The sequence below is a fragment of the Eubacterium sp. 14-2 genome, assembly GCF_000403845.2.
In the GTDB taxonomy this organism is placed as follows: Bacteria; Bacillota; Clostridia; order Lachnospirales; family Lachnospiraceae; genus Petralouisia.
Genome location: NZ_KE159568.1, coordinates 758,628 through 783,111, shown reverse-complemented (window position 1 = coordinate 783,111; position 24,484 = coordinate 758,628). Strand labels below are relative to the sequence as shown.

The 24,484-nt window shown below is 47.0% G+C and carries 22 protein-coding genes and 1 riboswitch; of the genes, 20 read left to right on the top strand and 2 right to left on the bottom strand.

Going from position 1 to position 24,484, the window contains the following annotated elements:
* The first annotated feature begins 4 nt into the window (after positions 1-4).
* The 10 genes from C805_RS20615 (at position 5) to C805_RS26015 (ending at position 9,803) form a co-directional block, all read left to right on the top strand.
* Entirely contained in the window at positions 5-1,276 is a 1,272-nt protein-coding gene (locus C805_RS20615; protein ID WP_016215941.1) for a S41 family peptidase, read from the top strand.
* A gap of 57 nt (positions 1,277-1,333) precedes the next feature.
* Positions 1,334-2,389, top strand: a complete 1,056-nt coding sequence (locus C805_RS20610) for an FIST signal transduction protein (RefSeq protein WP_016215940.1) — start codon at positions 1,334-1,336, stop codon at positions 2,387-2,389.
* A 12-nt stretch (positions 2,390-2,401) separates the two neighbouring features.
* Complete coding sequence (locus C805_RS20605) at positions 2,402-3,340, top strand: methyl-accepting chemotaxis protein (protein WP_016215939.1); 939 nt, start codon at positions 2,402-2,404, stop codon at positions 3,338-3,340.
* Positions 3,341-3,425: 85 nt separating this feature from the next.
* Positions 3,426-3,567, top strand: a riboswitch (TPP riboswitch).
* Between the two features lie 74 nt (positions 3,568-3,641).
* The gene (gene thiC, locus C805_RS20600) at positions 3,642-4,946 is read left to right on the top strand and encodes a phosphomethylpyrimidine synthase ThiC (RefSeq protein ID WP_016215938.1); all 1,305 of its coding nucleotides are present in this window, start codon (positions 3,642-3,644) and stop codon (positions 4,944-4,946) included.
* A gap of 18 nt (positions 4,947-4,964) precedes the next feature.
* A complete protein-coding gene (gene thiW / locus C805_RS20595; RefSeq protein WP_016215937.1) occupies positions 4,965-5,477 on the top strand; it encodes an energy coupling factor transporter S component ThiW in 513 nt (170 codons plus the stop codon).
* A 32-nt stretch (positions 5,478-5,509) separates the two neighbouring features.
* Positions 5,510-6,421 carry a hydroxyethylthiazole kinase gene (locus C805_RS20590; RefSeq protein ID WP_016215936.1) on the top strand — a complete coding sequence of 304 codons (912 nt, stop codon included), beginning with the start codon at positions 5,510-5,512 and terminating at the stop codon, positions 6,419-6,421.
* Positions 6,418-7,023: a thiamine phosphate synthase gene (thiE, locus tag C805_RS20585; RefSeq protein ID WP_016215935.1), complete on the top strand. Its 606-nt coding sequence runs from the start codon at positions 6,418-6,420 to the stop codon at positions 7,021-7,023. Before C805_RS20590 ends, thiE begins: the two co-directional genes overlap by 4 nt.
* A 1-nt stretch (position 7,024) precedes the next feature.
* Entirely contained in the window at positions 7,025-7,804 is a 780-nt protein-coding gene (thiD, locus tag C805_RS20580) for a bifunctional hydroxymethylpyrimidine kinase/phosphomethylpyrimidine kinase (protein ID WP_016215934.1), read from the top strand.
* Positions 7,805-7,823: 19 nt separating this feature from the next.
* Positions 7,824-8,714: a DUF3298 and DUF4163 domain-containing protein gene (locus C805_RS20575; protein WP_016215933.1), complete on the top strand. Its 891-nt coding sequence runs from the start codon at positions 7,824-7,826 to the stop codon at positions 8,712-8,714.
* A gap of 54 nt (positions 8,715-8,768) precedes the next feature.
* Positions 8,769-9,803 (top strand): NUDIX domain-containing protein, encoded by a 1,035-nt coding sequence (locus C805_RS26015; RefSeq protein WP_016215931.1) that lies wholly within the window; start codon positions 8,769-8,771, stop codon positions 9,801-9,803.
* A 43-nt stretch (positions 9,804-9,846) separates the two neighbouring features.
* Here C805_RS26015 and C805_RS20570 read toward each other — a convergent pair whose 3' ends face one another.
* Positions 9,847-10,386, bottom strand: coding sequence for a DNA-deoxyinosine glycosylase (locus C805_RS20570; protein ID WP_016215930.1), 540 nt, complete (start codon positions 10,384-10,386; stop codon positions 9,847-9,849).
* 95 nt (positions 10,387-10,481) lie between these two features.
* On the opposite strand from C805_RS20570, the gene C805_RS20565 reads away from it, so the two are divergent.
* The 7 genes from C805_RS20565 (at position 10,482) to C805_RS20535 (ending at position 19,154) form a co-directional block, all read left to right on the top strand.
* Positions 10,482-11,384, top strand: coding sequence for an AraC family transcriptional regulator (locus C805_RS20565; RefSeq protein WP_022751354.1), 903 nt, complete (start codon positions 10,482-10,484; stop codon positions 11,382-11,384).
* 126 nt (positions 11,385-11,510) lie between these two features.
* Entirely contained in the window at positions 11,511-12,920 is a 1,410-nt protein-coding gene (gene melB / locus C805_RS20560) for a melibiose:sodium transporter MelB (protein ID WP_016215928.1), read from the top strand.
* A gap of 37 nt (positions 12,921-12,957) precedes the next feature.
* On the top strand, positions 12,958-15,195 hold the full coding sequence (locus C805_RS20555) for an alpha-galactosidase (protein WP_016215927.1): 2,238 nt from the start codon (positions 12,958-12,960) through the stop codon (positions 15,193-15,195).
* Positions 15,192-15,833: a YczE/YyaS/YitT family protein gene (locus tag C805_RS20550; RefSeq protein ID WP_016215926.1), complete on the top strand. Its 642-nt coding sequence runs from the start codon at positions 15,192-15,194 to the stop codon at positions 15,831-15,833. Before C805_RS20555 ends, C805_RS20550 begins: the two co-directional genes overlap by 4 nt.
* Before the next feature lie 151 nt (positions 15,834-15,984).
* Entirely contained in the window at positions 15,985-16,659 is a 675-nt protein-coding gene (locus C805_RS20545) for an exonuclease domain-containing protein (RefSeq protein ID WP_016215925.1), read from the top strand.
* Between the two features lie 42 nt (positions 16,660-16,701).
* Positions 16,702-16,929, top strand: a complete 228-nt coding sequence (locus C805_RS20540; RefSeq protein ID WP_016215924.1) for a hypothetical protein — start codon at positions 16,702-16,704, stop codon at positions 16,927-16,929.
* Positions 16,930-16,934: 5 nt separating this feature from the next.
* The gene (locus C805_RS20535; RefSeq protein ID WP_016215923.1) at positions 16,935-19,154 is read left to right on the top strand and encodes a DNA topoisomerase III; all 2,220 of its coding nucleotides are present in this window, start codon (positions 16,935-16,937) and stop codon (positions 19,152-19,154) included.
* A 126-nt stretch (positions 19,155-19,280) separates the two neighbouring features.
* Here C805_RS20535 and C805_RS20530 read toward each other — a convergent pair whose 3' ends face one another.
* Positions 19,281-21,344, bottom strand: coding sequence for a methyl-accepting chemotaxis protein (locus C805_RS20530; protein WP_016215922.1), 2,064 nt, complete (start codon positions 21,342-21,344; stop codon positions 19,281-19,283).
* Positions 21,345-21,749: 405 nt separating this feature from the next.
* Here C805_RS20530 and C805_RS26010 point away from each other — a divergent pair, with 405 nt between their 5' ends.
* From C805_RS26010 to C805_RS20520, 3 genes are all read left to right on the top strand, one after another.
* On the top strand, positions 21,750-21,890 hold the full coding sequence (locus tag C805_RS26010) for a helix-turn-helix domain-containing protein (protein ID WP_016215921.1): 141 nt from the start codon (positions 21,750-21,752) through the stop codon (positions 21,888-21,890).
* Positions 21,891-22,454: 564 nt separating this feature from the next.
* Positions 22,455-23,921 carry an anthranilate synthase component I family protein gene (locus C805_RS20525; protein WP_016215919.1) on the top strand — a complete coding sequence of 489 codons (1,467 nt, stop codon included), beginning with the start codon at positions 22,455-22,457 and terminating at the stop codon, positions 23,919-23,921.
* On the top strand, positions 23,918-24,484 hold the full coding sequence (locus C805_RS20520) for an anthranilate synthase component II (protein ID WP_016215918.1): 567 nt from the start codon (positions 23,918-23,920) through the stop codon (positions 24,482-24,484). Before C805_RS20525 ends, C805_RS20520 begins: the two co-directional genes overlap by 4 nt.

Below are 24,484 nucleotides of genomic sequence, written 5' to 3'. Positions count from 1 at the left end.
TCGTATGGACAATCAGGAATATTTTGAGTCACCGGAGAAAAAGAAGAATTCAGGGTTCGGCAAAGGGCTGGCAGCAGGCGTCATCGGTACGCTGCTGGTGGTGACCCTTATTGCAGGAAATATCTGGCTCTTTGTTCTCCCTGGAATCAACAGGAAGAACCAGGAAAACAATCAGGCGGACGGAAGCAGCAGGGATGTTATTTTCGGAGAAGAAGTGGAGGAAAAGGCAGGACAGATAGCGGACATTATTGATAAATATTATTATGATGAGATTGACCGAAACGCCATGGTGGAAGGTATGTATACCGGAATGGTGGATGGCCTGGGAGACCGTTATTCTTCTTATTTTTCTGCGGAGACATATGCTTCCTATAACGATTCCACCACAGGAGTCTATTATGGGATCGGCGCTGTACTGAACCAGAATCTCAAAACAGGGATTGTTACGATTCTCCATGTATATCCGGGAACGCCTGCTGAGGAAGCAGGGGTGAGGGACGGAGATATCATTGTGAAAGTAGGAGACATTGAGGGAGACAGCATGGAACTTTCAGAGCTGGTGACTCATATCAAAGGCGAGGAAGGAAGTACGGTTCATCTGGAGCTGATGCGGGCAGGAGAGAGTGAACATATTCAGGTGGACGTGGTAAGACGTCAGATTGAAGTGCCTACCGTGGAGTATCAGATGCTGGAGGGCCAGGTTGGATTTATACAGGTTTCAGAATTTACGGAATCCACCCATGAACAGTTTTTGGCTGCCATAAAAGAGCTCCAGGGACAGGGTATGAAGTCCATGATTGTGGATCTGCGGAACAATCCGGGCGGTATCCTTCAGACCGTGTGCGCCATGCTGGATGAAATTCTGCCGGAGGGCCTGGTAGTGTACACGGAGGATAAATACGGGCACCGTTCTGATTACAAATCAGATGCATCCTGTCTGGAACTGCCTCTGGCGGTTCTGATTAATGAAAACAGCGCCAGCGCCTCGGAAATTTTTGCGGGGGCCATCAAGGATTATGAGTATGGGACACTGATAGGAACCACTACCTTTGGAAAGGGAATTGTACAGACTATTGTTCCTCTGGAAGATGGAAGTGCAGTGAAAGTTACCATGGCAAAATATTTTACTCCCAAAGGAAATTATATTCATGACGTGGGAATTCAGCCGGATATTGAGCTGGAATATGAATATCAGTCCCAGGATGACGAAACCTACAATCCCATGCATGATAATCAGGTGCTGAAAGCACTGGAAACTTTACAGAATAATGATTGACCTTCTATCCTGGATAGGATAAGATAATGGTATATTACGGAAGAGAGGGATAAAATATTGAAACAGTTTTTTGGTATGAGCCAGAAAGGCGATTTGAAGGAAGCGGTTCGGGGCCTGAAGGATCCCCAGCTGATAATGCTGATGTCCAATGATAAACAGTTTGAAGCCCATGTGCGTGAACTGGAGGAGCTTTATCCCGGAGTGCCAAGTATTGGCTGTATTGGAATGAGTTATGATACCAGAGTAGTGGAAAACGGTGTGGGAGTTGTGGCGTTCCAGGATGGAATTACGGCTGCTGCCAATGTTCTGGAAGAAGTGAATACCATGCCTGTGAAATATATCCGGCGTCTGGAACGTGATGTGGAGAAAGTAAAAGCCGCCGGCAATGACACCATATGCATTGATTTCTGTTCCGGCAATGACGCCTGTGTGCTGACCACCATATACAGCGTTCTGAAGAAAAAAGATATTTCTCTGGTGGGCGGAACCGGCGATGGCGGAAGAGTTTCTGCAAACGGCAGGGTTTATAAAGAGGCAGTGGCATATGCCATCGTGAAGAATCAGTATGGAAAAGTAAAGGCTTATAAAGAGAATATCTATCATCCCGTGTGGAAATATCGTTTTATTGCTTCCAAAACAGACAAGGCAAAATATATGATCGGGGAACTGAACGGAAAATCTGCCCGTCAGGTATATCAGAGTATTTTGAAGGTATCAGAACAGCAGATTACAACGCAGACCTTTAAAAATCCTTTTGGAAGAATCAGCGGAGATGAGATCTGTATTATTTCCATCAAAGAAGTAGACGGAGATGCCCTGGCATGTTTCCGACAGGTAAATGATTCTGATGTGCTGATTTTACTGGAACTGGGCGATTACAGGCGCATTGTGAAAGAGACCATACAGACGATACAGAAAGAATTTTCCAGAGTGTCGGCGGTATTTTCCATTAACTGTCTGTTCCGGTATCTGCTGTTCAGCGACAACCATTATATGCAGGAATATTTACAGGAGATGAAAACGTTAGGCAGCCATGCAGGCCTTGTGGGATATGGAGAGCACTACAACAACCGTTTTGTCAACCAGTCCATGACATGTGTGGTATTTGAGTAAAGGGGGATAAGCATGGGATATTGGAAAAACGCCCGAATAGAGATGGAAAGAGAACAGGAACAGGAGAAAGGCCTTTATCCGGTGGGATATGTAATCGAGAATCTGAAAGATTACCAGAGAGATCTGGTGGAAAAAGAAGTGGATTCTCTGAGAGAGCTGAATAAAATCACCTATTCTTTCAAAAAAGTGCTCAGTGAGTCGGAAAATTTCCAGGAACAGCTTCAGGATTTCGGGCAGAATTTCTCAAGTATCAGCCAGGTATCCAGCCAGTTTGAGACTGTGAAAGGTGAAATTGCCCAGTCGGTAACGCAGGCCCAGGACGAAGTGGAGGAACTGAAGAACAGTTCCCGCCAGGTGGAGAATTATTTTAAGGAAATGGAAAAAACCTTTGAAGATTTTCTGGAGGCGGTGAAGAAAATTAAAAAATGTACCGGCAATATTGTAACCATTGCAGACCAGACCAATATCCTGGCTCTGAATGCTTCCATAGAAGCGGCCAGAGCAGGAGAGCAGGGGAAGGGCTTTGCAGTGGTGGCTGTGGAGGTGAAAGAGCTGGCAGATCAGATTAAGAAGCTGGTGGCTGAGGTGGATTCCAGCATTGTGGACGTGGAAGAAGGTACGGACAGCCTGAGTTCCAGTATCAACACATCCCAGCAGGCATTGGGTGAGAGTATTCAGAAAGTGGATGAGACATATCAGCTGTTTGATAAGATTACAGAAGCGGCAGAAGGTGCAACCAATGTACAGGAAGAAATTGCCAGAGTAATTGATGAATCTGATATGGCGCTGCAGACGCTGTGCGGCTTTTTTGACCAGACAAAGGAACAGTATCAGGAAGTTATGGGCCATATTGACTATGCCAGCAGTCTGGGCACCACAAAAAGTTCCATGTTCGAGGATGTGGACAATATGCTGTCCCAGATTCCGCCTATTATTGAAGAATATGAGTAATTTTCAGCCATTTGGTGTGAATATGATATTTAATGGAAGGGCCGGTTGACAAATGCGGCCGGATCATATATGATGAACACGAATAAGAGAACGCAGAGGGACTGCGGGAAGCTGTTCAGAAAAGTATTTTCAGTGTTTCTGAAGGATTCCCACGGTTGAGAAGGTTAAAACCTGACTCTTTGAACCTGTCAGTTAATACTGTCGTAGGGAGCGGAAGATATGTGTAATTTCTGAGACGCTCGCCGGGCGTCTCTTTTTGTCTTACAGGAAAGACAGGTGTTTGGAATTAAGGAGGAAAAATATGAGAGAATTTGCAACACAGATGGAAGCAGCCCGCAGGGGAATTGTAACAGAAGAACTGAAAAAGGTGGCTGAAAAAGAGCGGATGACCGTAGAAGAACTGATGCCGCTGGTGGCTGAGGGAAAAGTGGCAATCTGTGCCAATAAGAACCATACCTGTATTGATCCGGAAGGTGTGGGCTCCATGCTGCGCACCAAGATAAATGTGAACCTTGGGGTGTCGCGGGACTGCAAAGACTACAACGTGGAAATGGAAAAAGTCATGGAGGCGGTGCATATGGGGGCCCATGCCATTATGGACCTGTCCTCTCACGGAGATACCATTCCTTTCCGCAGAAAGCTCACTTCTGAATGCCCGGCCATGATTGGTACCGTGCCGGTATATGATTCTGTGATTCACTATCAGAGGGATCTGGCAACTCTTACCGCGAAAGATTTTGTGGATGTGGTAAGACTTCATGCCGAAGACGGGGTGGATTTTGTAACCCTGCACTGTGGAATTACCAGAAAGACCATTGAACAGATTAAGAAGCACAAACGGAAAATGAATATTGTATCCCGCGGCGGTTCCCTGGTATTTGCGTGGATGTGCATGACAGGTGAGGAAAACCCCTTCTATGAATATTACGATGAAATTCTGGATATCTGCCGGGAATATGACGTGACCATCTCTCTGGGAGATGCCTGCCGCCCAGGCTGTCTTGCGGACGGTTCTGATGTGTGTCAGATTGAAGAACTGGTGCGCCTGGGAGAACTGACGAAGCGGGCCTGGGAAAAAGATGTACAGGTAATGGTGGAAGGACCGGGGCACATGCCCATGGACCAGATTGCAGCCAACATGAAAATGCAGCAGACCATCTGTATGGGCGCGCCTTTCTATGTGCTGGGGCCCATTGTAACAGATATTGCGCCTGGTTATGACCATATTACCTCTGCCATCGGCGGAGCCATTGCGGCACAGAACGGCGCGGCTTTTCTGTGTTATGTAACGCCTGCGGAACATCTGGCCCTGCCCAATGTGGAGGATGTAAAACAGGGGATTATGGCCTCTAAAATTGCGGCCCATGCGGCAGATATTGCAAAAGGCGTTCGGGGTGCCAGAGAACTGGACGACCGGATGGCAGACGCCCGCAGAAATCTGGACTGGGAGGCACAGTGGGAATGTGCTATGGACCCGGAAACAGCCCGGAAAATCCGGGATGACCGGAAGCCGGAGCATGACGACACCTGTTCCATGTGCGGAAAATTCTGTGCTGTGCGGAGTATGAACAAAGCGTTGTCCGGAGAATACATTGATATTTTGTAAAGTTACAGGGAGAAGCAAATGAAAGTAAATGTGAAAAAACTGGCGGCGGCAGGAATGATGACAGCCCTGGGTGTCTGCCTGTCTGCGTTCTCCATTCCCGTGGGGGCTTCCAGATGTTTTCCCATTCAGCACCTTTTGAATGTGCTGGCAGGGATTTTTCTGGGCCCAGGCTATGGAGTGGGTTTTGCATTTTCCACAGCTCTGATACGGAATCTTATGGGCACCGGAAGCCTGCTGGCCTTTCCGGGCAGTATGGTGGGAGCCTTTCTGGGAGCATTGCTGTATCGTCAGACCGGAAAAATGTGGACTGCTTTTGCCGGAGAAATTCTGGGTACCGGGATTCTGGGAGGAATGCTCTGCTACCCTCTGGCTGTGTTGTTTCTGGGGAATAAAGAAGCCGCAATTTTTACTTATGTGCTTCCGTTTCTGATCAGCACAGCGGGAGGCTGTATTCTGGCAGCGATCCTTCTGGGGGCTCTGTATAAATCCGGAATGGTACGGTATCTGCAGGGTATGCTGAAAGAAGTGTAGTCCATAAAAACAGACAGGGAGACAGCCGGAAAATGAATGATAAAAATCAGGCCGGAGGCATCTGTGAATCCGGAGAAAAAAGACTGCTTCAAAACCTGGGGGAATTTACTGTTTTCCCGGAGCAGATAGCAGCGGTATTTCAAAATATCAGGCAGGAAAAATATCTGATACATATGATACCAAACACGGTGTCCGCTTCCCTGTGTGCCGATGGTCTTGCCGCTTTGGGAGCCAGGCCCCTGATGGCAGTGGCGCCGGAAGAGATGGAAGAAATTGCGGCGCAGGCAGATAGCTGCGTGGTGAATCTGGGCCAGCTGAACCAGGAAAAAACAGCGGCGGCAGAGACTGTCCTGAGCTTTGCCGCCAAAGAGGGAAAACCCATAGTAGTGGATCCGGTTGGCTGCGGAGCCTCTGCCTTTCGGCTGCAGGCAGTACGGAGCCTGCTGCAGATTCCGTGGAAAGGAATTGTAAAGGGCAACCGTGCGGAGCTTTACAGCATTCAGCAGGGAAAGCTGACCAGAGAAGGCATTGACTCTCTGCGGGATTGGCGCCTCACCGGAGAGATTCGGCCGGGCATCATTTACCTGGCTACCGGAGAGCCGGACTGTATTCTCTGGGAAAAGGGCAGGCTGGAAATTCCCCATAAAGGCAGGCCGAATCAGAATGTGGTGGGAAGCGGCTGCCTGGCGGGAGCAGTGGCCGGGGCGTGCAGCAGCGCTGTTCGAAGGATGAAGAAAGAAAGAAATCTGGATCTGGCCCAGGATGAAAGTATTTTGCAGGAGCAGATACTGGCGGCGGCAGCCACATCTGCCGGCATGGCATTTGCACTGGAACATGCAGGAGCAGAAAAGGGATACGGAGCGGCAAAGTCAGCTCTGCTGGACGGGCTTGGCATGTTGTCGGATTCCTGTTTTTCAGACTGGTTGAAAAGGAGAGGACTATGAAAAAATGGCTGTATCTGATTGCAGATTTTTCTTATGGAGAAGATAAAATAAAAGCGGCGCTGGAAGCGGGCGTGGATTACATCCAGCTCAGGGAAAAAAACATCTCTTCAGCGGAATATCTTCTGCGTGCAAAAAAACTGGCAAAACTGACGGAATATTACCATACCCGGCTGATTATTAACGACAGAATGGACATTGCGGTTTTAAGCGGCGCTCAGGGGGTACACCTGGGACAGGAGGATATTCCGGTCAGGGATGCAAGAAGTTTTCTGGGAGCGGATAAAATCATCGGAGCCACTGCCAAAACGGCAGAGCAGGCAAAAAGGGCCCTGAAGGAAGGGGCAGATTACCTGGGCAGCGGCGCCTGGTTTCCTACGGATACCAAAAAAGACGCAGTCTCCATTTCAGAAGAAATTTACCGGGAAATATTAAATACAGCCCCCATTCCGAATGTGGCTGTAGGCGGGATTACTGCAGAAAATTTAAGAAAGCCTCTGGAGTGCGGAGCCCAGGGACTGGCAATTTCCGCAGGGATTCTGAAAGCCGATGATCCTGCGGCGGAAGTCAGAAAGATACGGAAACTGCTGGAGGGGGAGGAATGATATGAAGGTTGTGCTTACCATAGCGGGAAGCGACTGCAGCGGCGGCGCCGGCATTCAGGCGGATCTGAAAACCATAGCGGCCCATGGGCTGTATGGAGAAAGTGTCATCACTGCGCTGACAGCGCAGAATACCATGGGGGTAGCGGAGATTGTGCCGGTATCCCCTGCATTTTTGGAAAAACAGCTGGAATGTGTTTTTACGGATATCGTACCGGATGCGGTAAAAATCGGCATGGTAACCGGAATTCCCCAGATGGAGGTAATTCGAAACTGCCTGCTTCGATACGGGGCCAGACATGTGGTGATGGATACGGTAATGGTATCCACCAGCGGAAAGCACCTGATGGAGCCGGAAGCTCTGTCTTATTACAGAGAAAAACTGCTTCCGCTGGCGGAACTTTACACCCCAAATCTTCCGGAAGCAGAGGTTTTGTTAAAAAGAACCATAAAAACCAGAGAAGAAAGGGTTGCGGCAGTAAGGGAGTTTGCGTTACAATACAAGGGTATTGTTTATTTGAAAGGCGGACACGATGAGAATTCTGCAGATGATTTGCTGTGCTGCCAGGGACGCCCCATATGGATTTCCGGAAAACATATTGACAGCGGAAATACCCATGGAACCGGCTGCACCCTGTCTTCGGCCATAGCCTGCGGGCTGGCAGCAGAACTGACTCCGGAAGAGAGCGTGAGGAACGCCAAGGATTATCTGACCGGGGCAATTCTGGACGGAATGAATCTGGGAAACGGAAACGGACCGCTGAACCATATGTACAGAAAATAACGTAAAGGGGATTCTGCAGATGAAGAAAAAAATACTTTTGCTTGGATTAGGGATATGTCTGTTGTTTGCTGCCTGCTCAGGAAAGAAAGGGGCAGAGAAAGGGAATCAGCCCGATACAAAGCAGGAAGAGAAGAAAGAAGATGTTACAGGAAAAACGAAGAGCAATGATTCCGACACACAGAAAGACAGTTCCGCCAGCACAGAGGAACCAGGAAAAGAGCTGAGTCAGCCGCCGGAGGTGACGTTTACCGATTATTCTCAGGACATTACAGATGAGGAAAGCGGCGCCCTTCTGCTGTCTGTGGCGGAGAACAGCCCGGTGGTTTCCATTCCGGAAAATGAGGCGGCTGCTGAGAAAATAAATATGGCTTTTGAGCAGAAACATACGGAGACGCAGACCTATATCGAGGAAGATACGGAACTGGCCCGCAGCGCTTATCAGGGGCTTTCCGATGAGGAGAAAGAAAACTGGACGGGGTATGGCTATGGCTCTGTTTACAAAATGATATATGCTTCCACCAGAATTCTGAGCATAGAGGCCGAAAGCTATCAGTGGCAGGGAACGCCTCATCCCAATACCTGGACGTCCTCCTACTGCTTTGATGCCACCACAGGAAAACTCCTGTCCCTGTCAGATATTTTCACTGATAAGGCAAAAGCCGGAGAAATTGTGGAAAAACATATTCTGGAAACCATTACCGAAGAACCGTATAAAGATTATCTGATGGAGGACTATGAGAGTTATATTTCTGATATTCTCACAGAAGATGTGTTCTATCTGAATGAAAAAGGTCTGGTGGTAATCTGCAATCCTTATCTGGTCACCACCCATGCCGGAGGCACCATAGAGATCCAGGTGCCTTACAAAGAACTGGAAGAAGTGATGAATGAACTGTATATCCTGAAATGATGATACAGCAGATTGCCCGGCGCTGGCCGGAGAACCATGCCAGGGAGGCAGCCATTGAAAAAATCAGCTTTGACAACACTTTGCTATATTGAACAGGATGATTCTTATCTGATGCTCCACCGGGTGAAAAAACAGGTGGATGTGAACAAAGATAAATGGATTGGAATCGGCGGACATTTTGAAGAAGGAGAGAGCCCGGAGGATTGTCTTTTTCGGGAAGTAAAGGAAGAGACCGGTCTTACACTGACCGGCTTTTCTTTTCGGGGAATTGTAACTTTTTCGGCGGCAGGCTGGCCCACAGAGTATATGTGTCTTTATACAGCGGACGGTTTTGAGGGAACGCTGACTGACTGCAACGAAGGCACACTGGAATGGGTGCGGAAAAAAGATCTTATGTCCTTAAATCTGTGGGAGGGGGATAAAATATTTTTTCGGCTGCTGATGGAAAATATTCCCTTTTTTTCCCTGAAATTAAGTTATGAAGGAGATCGTCTCACAGAAGCGGTGCTGAACGGGAAATCCATGGAACTTCTGGAGCTGCGCCGGGAGGACGGAACCGGAACAGGGGTGGTGCGGGAGCGTTCTCTGGTTCATGAAAGGGGAGACCTGCACGGGACTTCTCATGTGTGGATTGTGCGCTCCACGAAGACAGGCAGCTTTCAGGTTCTGCTGCAGAAACGCAGCTTCGGAAAAGATTCCTATCCGGGCTGTTATGATATTTCATCTGCGGGCCACATACCTGCCGGAGGGGATTATCTGGATTCAGCCCTGCGGGAACTGGAGGAAGAACTGGGTATCCGGGCCTGTCCGGAGGATTTGCAGGAGCTTTTTCTTCACAGGGGTTATGCAGAATCAGAATTTCACGGAAAGCCGTTTAAAAATGCAGAGGTAACCATGGTGTATCTCTATAACCATCCGGTAAATCTGTCAGATTTGAAGCTCCAGAAAGAGGAAGTGGAAGAAGTATGCTGGATGGACTATGAAAAAATACTGGCGGAAGTGCGTGCAGAGACATTGAGGGGAAATCCTGAAAAATACTGTATTTTTCAGGATGAACTGGAAAAACTGGGGGCATATCTGGGAAAATGATAATTTCTGAAAGTATCTGCAGATATGCCCGTCTGCCGGCTGTTCACAGAAATTTTTCCGTTTCCTGTTTCCAGCAGTCCACCAGACGTTCCAGGCTCCAGGCTGCGTTGGCGGGGCTGGTGGAAGGAAGTTTGCGGATAGAGCACAGGGCTTCCTTATCCGGTGGGCCCACAGCGTATTTCGGAAGAAGCAGAGGCCGGGTATATTTCTGAAAAAGTTCACAGGCTTTTGCACCGTTTCCAAAGACAGCGGCGATGGGAGCACGCTCTAACAGTCCGGGAATATCGGCAGGAACCACATTGCGGATGCTGCTGTCAGAAGAACCGATGATTTCGCAGCTCTGAATTACGTCCCAGACAGCGATTCCATGGCGGAGCAGAAGCTGTTTTTTCTCCGGAATGGAAACGGGAACCGGCTCTTTGGCAATGGCAGCCAGAACTTTCCAGAAACGGTTCTGGGGATGGCCGTAGTAAAAGTGCTGTGCTCTGGATTTGACGGAGGGGAAGGTGCCCAGAATCAGGATTTTGGAATTACTGTCGTACACAGGTTCAAATTCGTGGGTGTGCTGTTGATAGTCTGCCATGAGAAACATCCTTTCCATATGAATTATAATTTTTATAAAAACTTACTCGTGGTTTATTATAAAGAATTTTACAGAGAATTTCCAGAAGAATTATAATGGAGGAAGAAGCGATGGAAGACGCATATGTATTGCAGCTGAAAGGCTCCAAATTTAAAGATTTGTATCTTTGCTTTTGCGGAATGTCTGACTGCGAGCCGAATCACAGCTTTGGCCCGGCAGTCCGGCCCAATTATATTATCCACTATATTCTGTCAGGAAAAGGGATATATCAGGTGGGAGAACAGAGGTATGAGCTGCAGCAGGGACAGGGATTTCTGATTGAGCCGGAGGAAGTTACCTTTTATAAGGCGGACGGGAAAAATCCCTGGTCTTATCTCTGGATTGGATTTTACGGAGAACAGGCTGATGAGTATCTGCTGGACCTGGGCCTGAACAGCAGTCAGCTGGTATTTCAGAGCGATCAGGGAAAGGATTTAAAGCGGATTGTGGCAAAAATGTTGAGTTACCATTCCCCCTCTCAGACAGATCAGTATTATCTCCAGAGCCTGCTGTATGAATTTTTTGCGGTACTGACCAAAGACGCCAGGCTTGCAAACGTCACAAAGGAGACAAAGGAAAGTATTTATGTACAGAAATCCATCAATTTTATCCGAAATAATTATTCCTCAGGCATCGGGGTAAAAGACATTGCGGAGCACGTCTGTGTGAGCCGCAGTTATCTCTATAAGCTGTTTGAGGAGACATTGCAGATGTCTCCCAAAGATTTTCTGACTCAGTTTCAGATTTCCAGATCCAAAGAACTTCTTACGGTGACGGATCTGTCCATTGAAGGGGTTGCCATGTCCTGCGGGTATGGCGACGCACTGGTATATTCCAAAACATTTAAAAAAATTATGGGCATGCCGCCCAGCGTGTACCGTAAGACACACCGGCAGGAGGTACGGGAGCATCTGGAGTCTCAGGAACAGGAACTGGAGAAGCTACTGGAAACATTTTGACTGATTTTTAAAACAAAACTTTCTAACGAATCAGGAAAAATTATACTATAATAAAATCATCTTAAGAAGATGATGTGCACAGCATTTTCAAAGGGAAGTTCATTAAAATTACATTGGAGGTAAATTATGAATATGCAGAATGAAAATGTTGGAAAGACACAGTATAAACATGTGTCTGCAAGAGAAAAGTATTGTTTTGGAATCGGTGCAATTGGTAAAGATGCTATCTGTAATCTGGTTGGAGCGTTCCTGATGCTGTATTTTACAGATACGTTGTATCTGGCCCCGGCTTTTGTAGGCGTACTGTTTTTCGTGGCAAGAATCTGGGATGCGGTAAATGACCCGGTAATGGGCATGATTGTGGATAATACCCGTACAAAATACGGAAAATTCCGTATCTGGCTGGTAATCGGAACATTGATTAACTCTGTTGTATTTGTACTTCTGTTCTACAGTTTTAACTTAAAGGGAACTGCATTGTATGTATATGTTTCCGTTATGTATATTTTATATGGTATGACGTATACCATCATGGACGTACCTTACTGGTCCTGGCTTCCAAACCTGACCAACGACCCTCGTGAACGTGAAAAGATTTCCGTTATCCCAAGATTTTTTGCAAGCCTTGCAGGATTTTCCGTGGCAACATTTGGACTGTATATTATCTTTGGCCTGAATGAGATGGCCGGAGAGACCAACAAATATGCGGAGACAGGTTATACTCTGTTTGCAATCATCATCGCAGTTATTTTTATCATCGCTATCGGAATTACCGTATTTAATGTAAAAGAAGAATCCACACTGAATGCAAAGGTTCAGAAAACCAACTTAAAACAGGCTCTTACCGTAATTGTAAAAAATGACCAGCTTGTGGCATTTATCGGACTTCTGCTTACCTTTAACCTCTGTACACAGATTGCAAAGAGTTTTGCAGTTTACTATTTCAAAAATGTATGCGGAAACGAGTATCTCTACTCTATCTTCGGAATGGCAATTATCGCGGAAATGCTGGGACTGGTCTGCTTCCCTAAAATTGCCGCAAAAATGGGAAGGGAAAAAGTATATGCCTGTGCCTGCGTTATGCCCATTGTGGGACTGATTCTCCTTGGAGCTTCCGGTTACATTGCGCCCACCAATGCGGTGCTGGTAGTAATCTGCTGCGCAATTCTGTTTTTCGGTTCCGGTCTGTCACTGGGGGTAACTACCTGCTGTATGGCGGATGTTATCGACTATGGCGAAGTGAAATTCGGTGTACGGAATGAGAGCGTAACCTGTTCTGCTCAGACATTCCTGATGAAAGCAGCAACGGCTGCAGCCGGAGGCCTGACCGGTGTGGGACTTGAAATCGTAGGATATGAGGCAAAGGCAGAAGTACAGTCAGCAGGAACCATTTTTGGTATCCGTATTCTGATGATTGTGATTCCCATTATCCTGGCAGCCCTGAGTTATTTCATCTATAAAAAATTCTATACGCTGAAAGGTGACAAAATGGAAGAGGTGGCTCAGAAACTGCAGGAAATGCACAAGAATGATTAAGGGCAGACGATCTGCCGGTATAATCGGGAGGTAAACAATGAGCATTATTTATCATAAAGAAACAAAAGTATTTCATTTACATAATGATGCAGTCAGTTATATTATGATGGTTCTGCCAAACGGGCAGATGGGACATCTCTATTATGGAAAGAAAATTCATGACAGGGAAGATTTCGGGGATTTGCTGGAAACAGCACCCCGCCCCATGTCTTCCTGTACCTTTGAAGGGAATAAGGCATTTTCTTTGGAGCATATCAAACAGGAACTGCCTGTTTACGGAACCGGGGATTACAGAAGCCCGGCAGTGGAAGTGATACAGGAAAACGGCAGCAGGATTTCAGATTTCCAGTATCATTCTCATCATGTGGAAGCAGGAAAACCGGAGCTTTCGGGACTTCCTGCCACCTATGTGGAAGATTCCGGGGAGGCGGAAACCCTTGTGCTGAATCTGTATGATTCTGTGACAGGAATCTGGGCAGAGGTATTTTATACCATCTTTTCTCAGAGGCCGGTACTGACCAGAAGCGTCCGTTATATCAACAACGGAAACAGGCCTGTACAGCTTGGCCGTGCCATGAGTCTGTGTCTGGATCTTCCGGACTGTGCGTATGACTGGGTGCAGTTTTCCGGCGCATGGGCGAGAGAGCGCCATGTGAAAACACGCCGCCTTACCATGGGAGTACAGTCTGTGGGCAGTATGCGGGGCAATTCCTCCCATGAACACAATCCGTTTCTGATTTTAAAGCGTCCGGATACAGGAGAACAGCAGGGAGAGGCCCTGGGATTCAGTTTTGTATACAGCGGCAATTTCCTGATGCAGGCAGAAGTGGACGCCCATGACAATACCAGAGTGCTGGTGGGCATTCATCCGGATACCTTTGCATGGCATCTGGAGCCGGAAGAAAGTTTTCAGACGCCGGAGGCAGTGATGGTATATACGGATTCCGGTTTGAACCATATGAGTCAGACGTTCCACCAGCTGTTTCAGAAGCGGCTGGCGAGAGGTTACTGGCGTGACCGGGTACGTCCCATTTTAATTAACAACTGGGAAGCTACTTATTTTGATTTTACTGAGGATAAGCTGATACATATTGCAAAAAAGGCAAAAGAGTGCGGTGTGGAGCTGTTTGTACTGGATGACGGATGGTTCGGCGCCAGAAGCAATGATTTTGCAGGCCTTGGAGACTGGGTGGTGAATACGGACCGGCTGGCCAACGGAATTACCGGGCTGGCAGAACGGATGGAGCAGACGGGGATGAAATTCGGTCTGTGGTTTGAGCCGGAGATGGTAAATAAAGACTCCGATTTGTACCGCAGCCATCCGGACTGGATTTTACAGGTTCCCGGCAGAGCCAATACCCATGGCAGGAATCAGTATGTGCTGGATTTCTCCAGAAAAGAAGTGGTGGACTGCATTTTTGAAATGATGGCAAAAATCCTTCGGGAAGCCAAAGTATCCTACATCAAATGGGATATGAACCGGAGTATCACAGAGTGTTTCAGCCCGGCTTACGGCCCAAAGCGGCAGGGAGAAATTTTCCATCGTTATATTCTGGGCGTATATGATTTGTATGACCGCCTGACCAGGGAATTTCCCAGGGTACTGTTTGAATCCTGTGCCAGCGGCGGCGGCCGGTTTGATCCTGGAATCCTCTATTACGCGCCGCAGGGATGGGCCAGCGACAATTCCGATGCAGTGGAGCGCATGAAAATTCAGTATGGTACCTCCATGTGCTATCCGGTCAGCAGTATGGGAAGTCATGTGTCTGTGATTCCCAATCATCAGATGTTCCGCAATACGCCTCTGCATACCAGAGCAAACGTGGCATACTTCGGAACGTTTGGATATGAGCTGGATTTGAATAAACTGACAGAAGAAGAAATTGAAGAAGTAAAAGAACAGATTGCCTTTATGAAAGAATACCGTGACCTGCTGCAGTTCGGTACGTTCTATCGGCTGAAAAGCCCTTTTGAAGGAAATGAAATGGCCTGGATGGCAGTCAGTGAGGACAGGAAAACAGCAGTAGTGGGCTGGTACCGGATTCTGAATGTGGTAAATGACCGTTTTACCCGTGTGAAACTGCAGGGGCTGGATGAGAATTTCTGTTATGAAAACAGCCGGGATGGTTCCAGAGTTTACGGGGATGAGCTGATGAATCTGGGGCTGAATACTTCAGACGCAACAGCAGGCCAGACACCGGACGACCAGGTACCATGTACTGATTTTGAATCACGGATTTATATTCTGAAAGCAGTGGAACGGGTGGAAGCATGAGTGGAAAAGTAAAAAGATTTTGTTATATGGTGTCTGGAATTCTGTTAATCGGTATTTGCGTGGCAGCTTACCGGATGTCCGGATTCGGAGTGGATCCCTTTACCTGTATGAACCTTGGCATTAGCAAATTTATCCATATGCAGTTTGGAAACTGGCAGCTGATCGTGAATGTGGTTTTGCTGGTTCTGGTGTTTTTTACCGTTCGTCACTGTATCGGACTGGGAACGGTGGTGAATATGGTCTGCGTGGGTTACATTGCGGATTTCCTCTGCTGGGTGATGGAAGATGTTGTTCACCTGGAAATGAACTGGGGACTTAAGATTCTGATGCTTGCCATCGGTTTGCTGTTCGCTTCTTCGGGAGCGGCCATGTATATGGTGGCTGACATGGGAATTGCCCCCTATGACAGTGTGGCCTTTATCATTGAGAAATTTACCGGCGGGAAGATCCCCTTTAAGTATGGGAGAATCTGTTCCGACGTGGTGGTAATGCTGATAGGCGTGGGATTCTGCGCAGCCTCCGGCAACTCCATCTGGATGGTGGTGGGGCTGGGCACCCTGCTGAATTCCATGTTTAACGGACCATTGATACAGTTTTTCCGGGGAAAATTTGAAAAGATGCTTCCAAAGGAAAATTAATATGAGATAAGATACAGGAGGCTGTTTTGTGACAGCCTCCTGTTACAGATTCATCCGGATCATATTGAAATTCCTCTGAAAACAAGTAACTTGCAAATACCGCCGAATCCCTTTATAATTTAATCTGATAAAAGAAGGGAGAACATTTTAAATGACAGGAAACAGAGGAAAACGCCTGAACCGGTATGTGGAGGATTATGTGGTATTTGACCTGGAAACCACAGGAGTCCGGCCGAAACTGGACAGGATTATAGAAATATCGGCGCTGAAAGTCCGGGGACACCAGGTAACGGACCAGTACACAACACTGGTGAATCCGGAAATGAGGATTCCCAGGTCTGCCACAGCAGTCAACGGGATTACCGATGAAATGGTGAAAGATGCGCCGGAAATGGAAGAGGCAGTCCGGGGCTTTCTGAATTTTGTGGAAAATGATATCCTGGTGGGTCATAATATACATACCTTTGATATGAATTTCATCTGTGATGCGGCAATGGAAACTTCCGGGGCAGATATTGGAAACGATTATATTGATACTCTGTATCTGGCAAGAAAATGCCTGCCACAGCTTTCCCATTACAGGCTGCTGGATGTATCGGAGTATTTCCGAATTGATACAGCCGGGGCTCACCGGGCATTAAACGACTGTATTATGAATCAGAAATGTTATGAGGAACTGGGAAAGATTCTGGTACAGCTTCAGCAGAACCAGCCGGAGATTCTCTGTCCCAGATGCGGAGGAGAAATGATAAAACGCAGGGGAAAATACGGGGAATTTTACGGTTGCAGCAACTATCCCGGCTGTCGGGGAACCAGAAAAATCTGAGAAAATCCCGGTTGTCGGGGAACGTATGTATGGGAGGAAGTTATGTTTGGACGAAAACGGAAAAGCCATGTGACGGTACAGCCATATAACCCGAAGACGCAGATACCGGTGATTCGGGCCAGTATCTGTACGGGAGAGCAGGTGGCGGGATTTAAAGACAGAGAAACGGGAAAGTTTACAGAAGCCATGCTGATTCGCGGAGAACAGAATCTGGGGGAATTCTGTACCCGATATGAAGTGAAACAGGAAGATATTAAGAAAGAGTGGTAAAAAGTATGAAATCATTAGTGATAGCGGAAAAGCCCAGTGTGGGCCGGGACATAGCCAGAGTTCTGGGCTGCGCAAAGGGAGGCAGCGGGTTTCTGGAGGGAAAAGATTATGTGGTAACCTGGGCTTTGGGTCATCTGGTGGAGCTTTCAGACCCGGAAAGTTACGGGGAACAGTGGAAAGCCTGGAAGATGGAGACACTGCCCATGCTGCCGGAAAAACTGGAAATTCAGGTGATTAAGAAAACCGGAAAACAGTATCAGACAGTGAAAACCCAGATGTACCGGAAAGACGTGGGAGAAATTATTATTGCCACAGACGCGGGAAGAGAAGGGGAGCTGGTGGCCCGCTGGATTATTCAGAAAGCCGGAGTGAAAAAACCCATGAAGCGGCTGTGGATTTCCTCTGTGACCGATAAGGCTATCCGTCAGGGATTTGCAAATCTGAGAGATGCCAGGGATTACCGGAACCTGTACGAAGCGGCAGTGGCAAGAGCGGAAGCAGACTGGCTGGTGGGATTAAATGCCACCAGGGCACTGACAGTAAAACATAATGCGCAGCTTTCCTGCGGCAGAGTGCAGACGCCCACCCTTGCCATGATTGCAAAACGGGAATCACAGATTAAAAATTTTAAGCCCCGGTCTTATTATGGACTGAAAGTAAGGGGGAATGATGTAATCTGGAGCTGGAAGTCCAAAGACAACAGTGCTTCCACATTTTCCCAGGAAAAAATCAGGCAGATTTGTGAAAAAGTCACAAACAGTACCGGAACTGTGGAAGAAGTCAGACAGAAAAAGCAGAAATCCTTTGCACCTCAGCTTTACGATTTGACTTCTCTGCAGCAGGACGCCAACCGGATGTTTGGCTTTTCCCCAAAGCAGACACTGGATTACATGCAGCGTCTTTATGAGCGCCATAAGGTGGTGACTTACCCCAGAACCGACTCCAGGTACCTTACACAGGATATTGTGGAAACTCTGCCGGAGCGTGTCAGAGCCTGCCGGGGAGGGAATTATAATGGAGTGTGCGGCAAATTGCTGAAATCGCCCATACAGGGAAATAAATCCTTTGTGGATGACAGAAAAGTTTCTGACCATCATGCCATTATTCCCACGGAACAGGGAATCCGGCTGAGCGAGCTGGAATATGGAGAGCGGAAGATTTACGAACTGGTGGTTTCACGTTTTCTTGCTGTTCTGCTTCCGCCCTGTGAATATATAGAGACCGAGGTGACGGTGGTTTGCGAAGGAGAGCGGTTTGCGGTAAAAGGAAAGATTATGGAACAGCCCGGATGGCAGGAAATCCGGCAAATCCAGGAAGAATCCGGAATTTTGTCTGAGGAGGACACAGAGGAAGAGTTTGAAACATCCGGCCAAACGGGAGAGACAGGGAGAAATCTTTCGGAACTTGTGAAAGGCCGGAAAATCCTGTTTCAGAAAGGAAACATAACGGAGGGAAAAACGAAGCCGCCCCTGCCTTTTACGGAGGCCACACTCCTTGCAGCCATGGAAAATCCGGCGAAATATATGGAAAGTTCTGACCAGGAACTGAAAAAAACGCTGGGAGAAACCGGAGGGCTGGGAACGGTTGCCACCCGTGCGGATATTATCGAAAAGCTGTTTAACAGTTTTATGATTGAGAAAAAAGAACAGTATATTCATCTGACATCCAAAGGCAGACAAGTACTGGAGCTGGCTCCTGAGGGGCTGACTTCTCCGGAACTTACTGCAAGGTGGGAGCTGCAGCTTGCAGATATTGCGAAGGGAAAGGCGAAAAAGAAAGATTTTGAGGCGGAAATCCGAACTTATACGGTTGATATTGTGAAAGACATTGCAGCTTCCTCCAAAACCTACCGCCATGATAACCTGACCGGAAAAAAGTGTCCTGACTGCGGAAAATTACTGTTGGAGGTTAATCACAAAAATGGCCGGATGCTGGTGTGCCAGGACCGGGAATGCGGATACCGGAAAACATTGTCCAGAGTTACCAATGCCCGCTGTCCTCAGTGCCATAAAAAAATGGAGCTGGTGGGAGAGGGAGAAAATCAGCGTTTTACCTGTGTATGCGGATACCGGGAAAAACTTTCTGCTTTTGAAAAACGCAGGAAAGACAGCGGCGGAGGCGTGTCAAAAAAAGATGTGTCCAAATATATGAATAAATTAAAGCAGGAAGCCAAAGAGCCGGTGAACAATGCCTTTGCAGATGCACTGGCAAAGCTGAAGCTCTGATAGCAGACATGCCTGCAAAACGGATGAAATAAAAAAGCGGACAGGTCTGCTTCAACTCCCTGAATCCTTCACTCATGAGGGACCTGGACTGCTGCAAAACAGGAGATTTTGCAGCAGTCCTGAAATTTATGCTTCTGTGGGAACCTCCTGAGGCTGCTCCTGGCAGAGTTCAAATTTCTGTACCATTTTATTCAGTATTTCAGCCTGGGAAGCCAGTTCTTCTGAAGTTGCCGAGGTTTCCTGGGAGGCTGCGGAATTATCCTGAATTCCCTGAGCCATTTCTTCGATGCCCATACGGAGCTGTTCCATGTTTTCAGCCTGAACAGCGGCATTTTCAGCAGTTTGCTGTATCAGTGTATTTACCTGGGCTACCGCTGAGACAGATTCCTTCAGGGAGTCCATAACACTGCCGGCAATGGTATTTCCTCTGTTGATTTCTTCCATGGAGATTTCAATCAGTTCCTTTGTGGTATTTGCAGCTTCGGAGCTTTCCAGAGCCAGTTTGCCGATTTCGTCGGCAACTACTGCAAATCCTTTTCCTGCTTCGCCGGCGCGGGCGGCCTCAATAGAGGCGTTCAGGGAGAGGAGATTGGTCTGAGAAGCAATATCTTCGATGGTCTGGATAATGCCCACAACCTGCTGGGAAGTCTCTCTGATTTTTTCCATGGCGTCTGTCATCCGTGTCATTTGTTTCTGGTTCCGGGCTATGATTTCAGTGACCTGTGAAGTTGCTTTGGCTGAATTTTCAGCCTCTCTGCGGCTGTTTTCCACCTGTTCGGCCACAGTGGCAGTGGTGGCAGTGAGCTGCTCAATGGCTGCGGCCTGTTCTTCGGCCCCTTCCGCCAGAACCTGAGAGGCGGAGGCCAGTTCCATGGCTCCCACAGATACATGTTCTGAGCTTTCTGAGATTCCTGCCATAACCTGATTCATGGAATCGGAGATATTGAGCAAAGCAGTCTTGATTTTCTGAAATTCACCCACATAGTCATTTTTCAGATTGATGCTCAGTTTTCCATCGGCTACCTGAGCCAGTACGTCTGCTGTTTCATCAATGTATTCTATGTACTCTTTCAGTCTGCTGACAGTTTTCTGAATGGATTCACCCAGTTCACCGATTTCATCTTCACTTGTAATCAGAAGATCCACGTTCAGATCCCCGGCAGCAAGCTGCTGGGCGGTATGATTCAGTTCCAGAATCGGTTTTGTCAGACTGGCGGAACTTTTCCGGATCCTGAATGCTATCAGCATAATGCCTGCGGCAAAGATAACGATCAGGGCAAGAACCATCGCAATCAGCGTGGCATAATATTCTGACATGGGCAGGCTGCTGAGAACAATATAACCGGTATCTCCGGCATGCTGCAGAGAACCGTATTTTGTGACGCCGTCTGCCCTGTATTTCAGAAACTCATTTTTTTGAGAGGCCATGGCATTTATTACATTCTGGGACGTGTTTATATCTTTTACATTTTTCTGGATAACATCCTTTTTGGGATGATACAGGAACATACCATTTTCCGACAGCAGCAGAACATAGCCTTTTCGGCCGATTTTGTACTGACTCATAACTTCTGTCATGTGATCCATGGCAATATCCATACCCACTGCGCCGATAACTTCTCCGGTAGCGTCGTCGTAAACCGGGGCGGCAGCGCTTAAAACCATTTTTCCGTTGGTGGAATCCACATAGGGTTCGGTGAGAATGGTCTGTCTGTTTTCAATACAGCTGTACCATCCGCGTCCTGTGATATCCCATTCTCCATCATTTGTAAGTCCGTCAGACTGGAGAAATGAGCTTGCATCCAGATCAGAAATCCATACGGCCATAACATTTTCCGTATCTGTTTCTGCAATGTGTGAGAGATTGTCCAGAACCGTTTCCAGTTTTTCTGCCTGTCGGATGTTGTCTCCGGCTTTTATTTCTGTCATAATATGCTTTATTTCAGGGTTGACAGCAAGCTGTTCCACGCTTTTGGTATACTGTTTCAGAAATCCGGTCAGCTGATTTGCCGCTGCATTGGATTCCTCTGTCAGTTCCGTTTTTTTGGACGTAATACTCAGCCAGCCCACCATACAGATGGACACAGCTGCTATCAGAAGAAGCACCAGGATAACGCTGCCGCCAATCTGACGAAGTATTTCGTCTGCAATTTTTTTTCTGGAATTTGTTCCATTTGTCTTTTGCTTCATAAATGACCTCTTTTCTGATATTTCATAAATGTCTCCCAATATTACTCATTTTCATTATAGCCCTTTTTTTCAGCCAGCACAATAAGAAGTTTGTACTGTTCGGGCAGGAAAGAGGCCGAATCGGAGATTCACGGATATGGCAGCAGTGAGTTTTTTTGTTATAATGTTTTCAGTTTCTGCGCAGATTCTCAGGGATCACTGATGCTGATGGGTTCATGGACATTCTCTGAAATTTTCCATAAAAGGTAATTTTGTGAAACGCCCACTGGCAATAAAAGTGAAATATTTGTGATTCTGCGGAGAATTTCACAGCATGCGCAACATGCGGTGTTGCACGGGTGCGCAGGAATTGCCTGTATAAAACAATATTCTGAGATATGTTGAGGATAAAAGGAATGGTAAGGAATGCCAATCGTGGAAACAGGTGTAAAAATTGTTCAGGCAAGACGGGAATTGGGCCTTACTAAGGCGGAACTGGCAGGTAAAATGTCTGTAACAAGGCAGATGGTATCCGGAAAACTATTTGAAAACTGTAACAGAGTATAAAAGCCTTGATTAAGCACTTCACATAGTAGAGTATGAACAATTTGTAACAACCTGCGCAAACATATTGACAATATAGGTAATCCGGAGTATAATAACACCAAATTTGATACTTCAAACCGTTGAAGCGGAGATAACGGCAATGATGCCTTTACAGAGAACCTGTGGTGCTGAGAGTCAGGTAAGAAACAAGTTGTCAAATGGACCGCTGAGGGCGCAGTCAAATGTGATTCTCACAAAGTATTCTGCGACGTTGCAGGCAGACGTCATTTGCCGGGGATATGTTGGTATCCTGCTAAGTGCATAGGGTTGTTCCTATGAATCAAGGTGGCACCGCGGATAAGTATTTTTATTCGTCCTTGACAGAGTGTATATCTCTGTCAGGGACGTTTTTGTTTTACAAGACTCCTTAAGTTGAGATAGAAGCTCAAAGGAGTCTTTTCTTTGTCTCAGGAGGTTGCGATATGCTGTATACAAAACGTTGGCGGCGCGCTGTGCGCCGAATATTGAAATTGAATCATCCTGATAAATAACCAACTTTACCATACCTGTTTGGAGGAACTGATTATGAAAATTCAGCCAACTTTTGTTAAAGTCAAAGAAATCGCAGCAACCGGCCATTATAACGTATTGCCGGTCAGCTTTGAAATCCTTTCCGACTTCACAACACCTGTTGAAACGATGAAAATTCTGAAAAATGTATCCACTCATTGCTATATGCTGGAATCTGCTCATGCAAATGAAACCTGGGGACGTTACACTTTCCTTGGATTTGACCCGAAAATGGAGATCACCTGCATTGATGGCGAGATGAAGAATGGCAATCTCAAGGTTAAGACAGATAACCCATCCGACTATCTCCGTCAGATTCTTGCCGATTATAAAAGTCCCCGTTTCGATTATCTCCCTTCCTTTACAGGCGGTCTTGTGGGATACTTCTCCTATGATTATCTCACCTACAGCGAACCGACCGTCAAATGTGATGTAGAAGATAACGAGGCATTTAAGGATGTTGACCTGATGCTCTTTGATAAAGTTATCGCATTCGATCATCTCCGACAGAAAATTATTCTCATTGTAAATATGTCGCTGGATGATCCGGAAACTGGTTACAACAAAGCAGTCATGGAGCTCCGTCAGCTCGCAGAGCTTTTGAGACACGGCGAAAAGAAGAATGAACCGGGCGGTAAGCTGCTTGGAGAAGTTACGCCGTTGTTTGACAAAGAGCAATTCTGCGGCATGGTAGAAAAAGCAAAGCATTATATCCGTGAGGGGGATATTTTCCAGATTGTGCTTTCCAACCGCCTGTGTGCGCCTTTTGAGGGAAGTCTCCTGAATACCTTCCGTGTGCTTCGCACAATCAATCCATCACCGTATATGTTTTATTTTTCAGGAACAGACGTAGAGGTTGCGGGGGCATCTCCCGAAACGCTGGTAAAGCTGGAAAATGGTGTGCTGCACACTTTCCCTCTTGCCGGAACAAAACCGAGAGGCAAAACTGAGGAAGAAGACAAGGCTCTCGAAGCCGAGCTGCTTGCTGATGAAAAAGAACTTGCCGAACACAATATGCTGGTCGATTTAGGACGAAATGATCTCGGGAAAATAAGCAGGTTTGGTACTGTACAGATCGAAAAGCTCCATTCCATTGAACGCTTCTCCCATGTTATGCACATCGGCTCTACGGTGCGTGGTGAGATCAGAGAAAATCACGATGCGCTGGATGCCATTGAAGCGGTATTACCTGCTGGGACGCTTTCCGGTGCGCCGAAAATCAGAGCCTGCCAGTTAATTGGAGAACTTGAAAACAACAAGCGTGGCATTTATGGCGGTGCAATTGGCTACATCGACTTCACAGGGAATATGGATACCTGTATTGCCATCCGCATAGCCTGTAAGAAGAACGGTAAGGTATTCGTGAGAAGCGGAGCTGGAATTGTGGCGGATTCTGTCCCAGAAAAGGAATTTGAAGAATGTCTGAACAAAGCCAAATCTTCACTTAAAGCATTAGAACTTGCACAGGAGGTAGAATTATGATTCTTCTGATAGATAACTACGACAGCTTTTCCTATAATCTTTATCAGCTCACAGGCGAGATTGAGCCGGATATCAGGATTATCCGAAACGATGAAATGAAGGTAGACGAAATCAAAAACTTGAATCCTGACCGTATTATTCTTTCTCCCGGTCCAGGCAGACCGGAGGATGCAGGTGTCATCATAGATATTGTAAAAACAATCCACGATATTCCGATACTTGGTGTTTGTCTTGGTCATCAGGCAATGTGCGCTGCTTTCGGTGCAACCGTTACCTACGCAAAGGAACTAATGCATGGTAAACAGTCGGATGTGAAATTTGACACAAGTTGCCCATTATTCAAAGATTGTCCCGACGTTGCGCCTGTGGCACGGTATCATTCCCTTGCAGCAGACGCCGACACTATTCCCGAAGAACTAAAAATAACAGCATTTACCACAGACAGCGAGGTAATGGCGGTACAGCACAAAGAGCATCCCATTTACGGCGTACAATTCCATCCTGAATCTGTTATGACACCGGACGGTAAGCAGATGCTTAAAAATTTTATAAAGGAGATATGA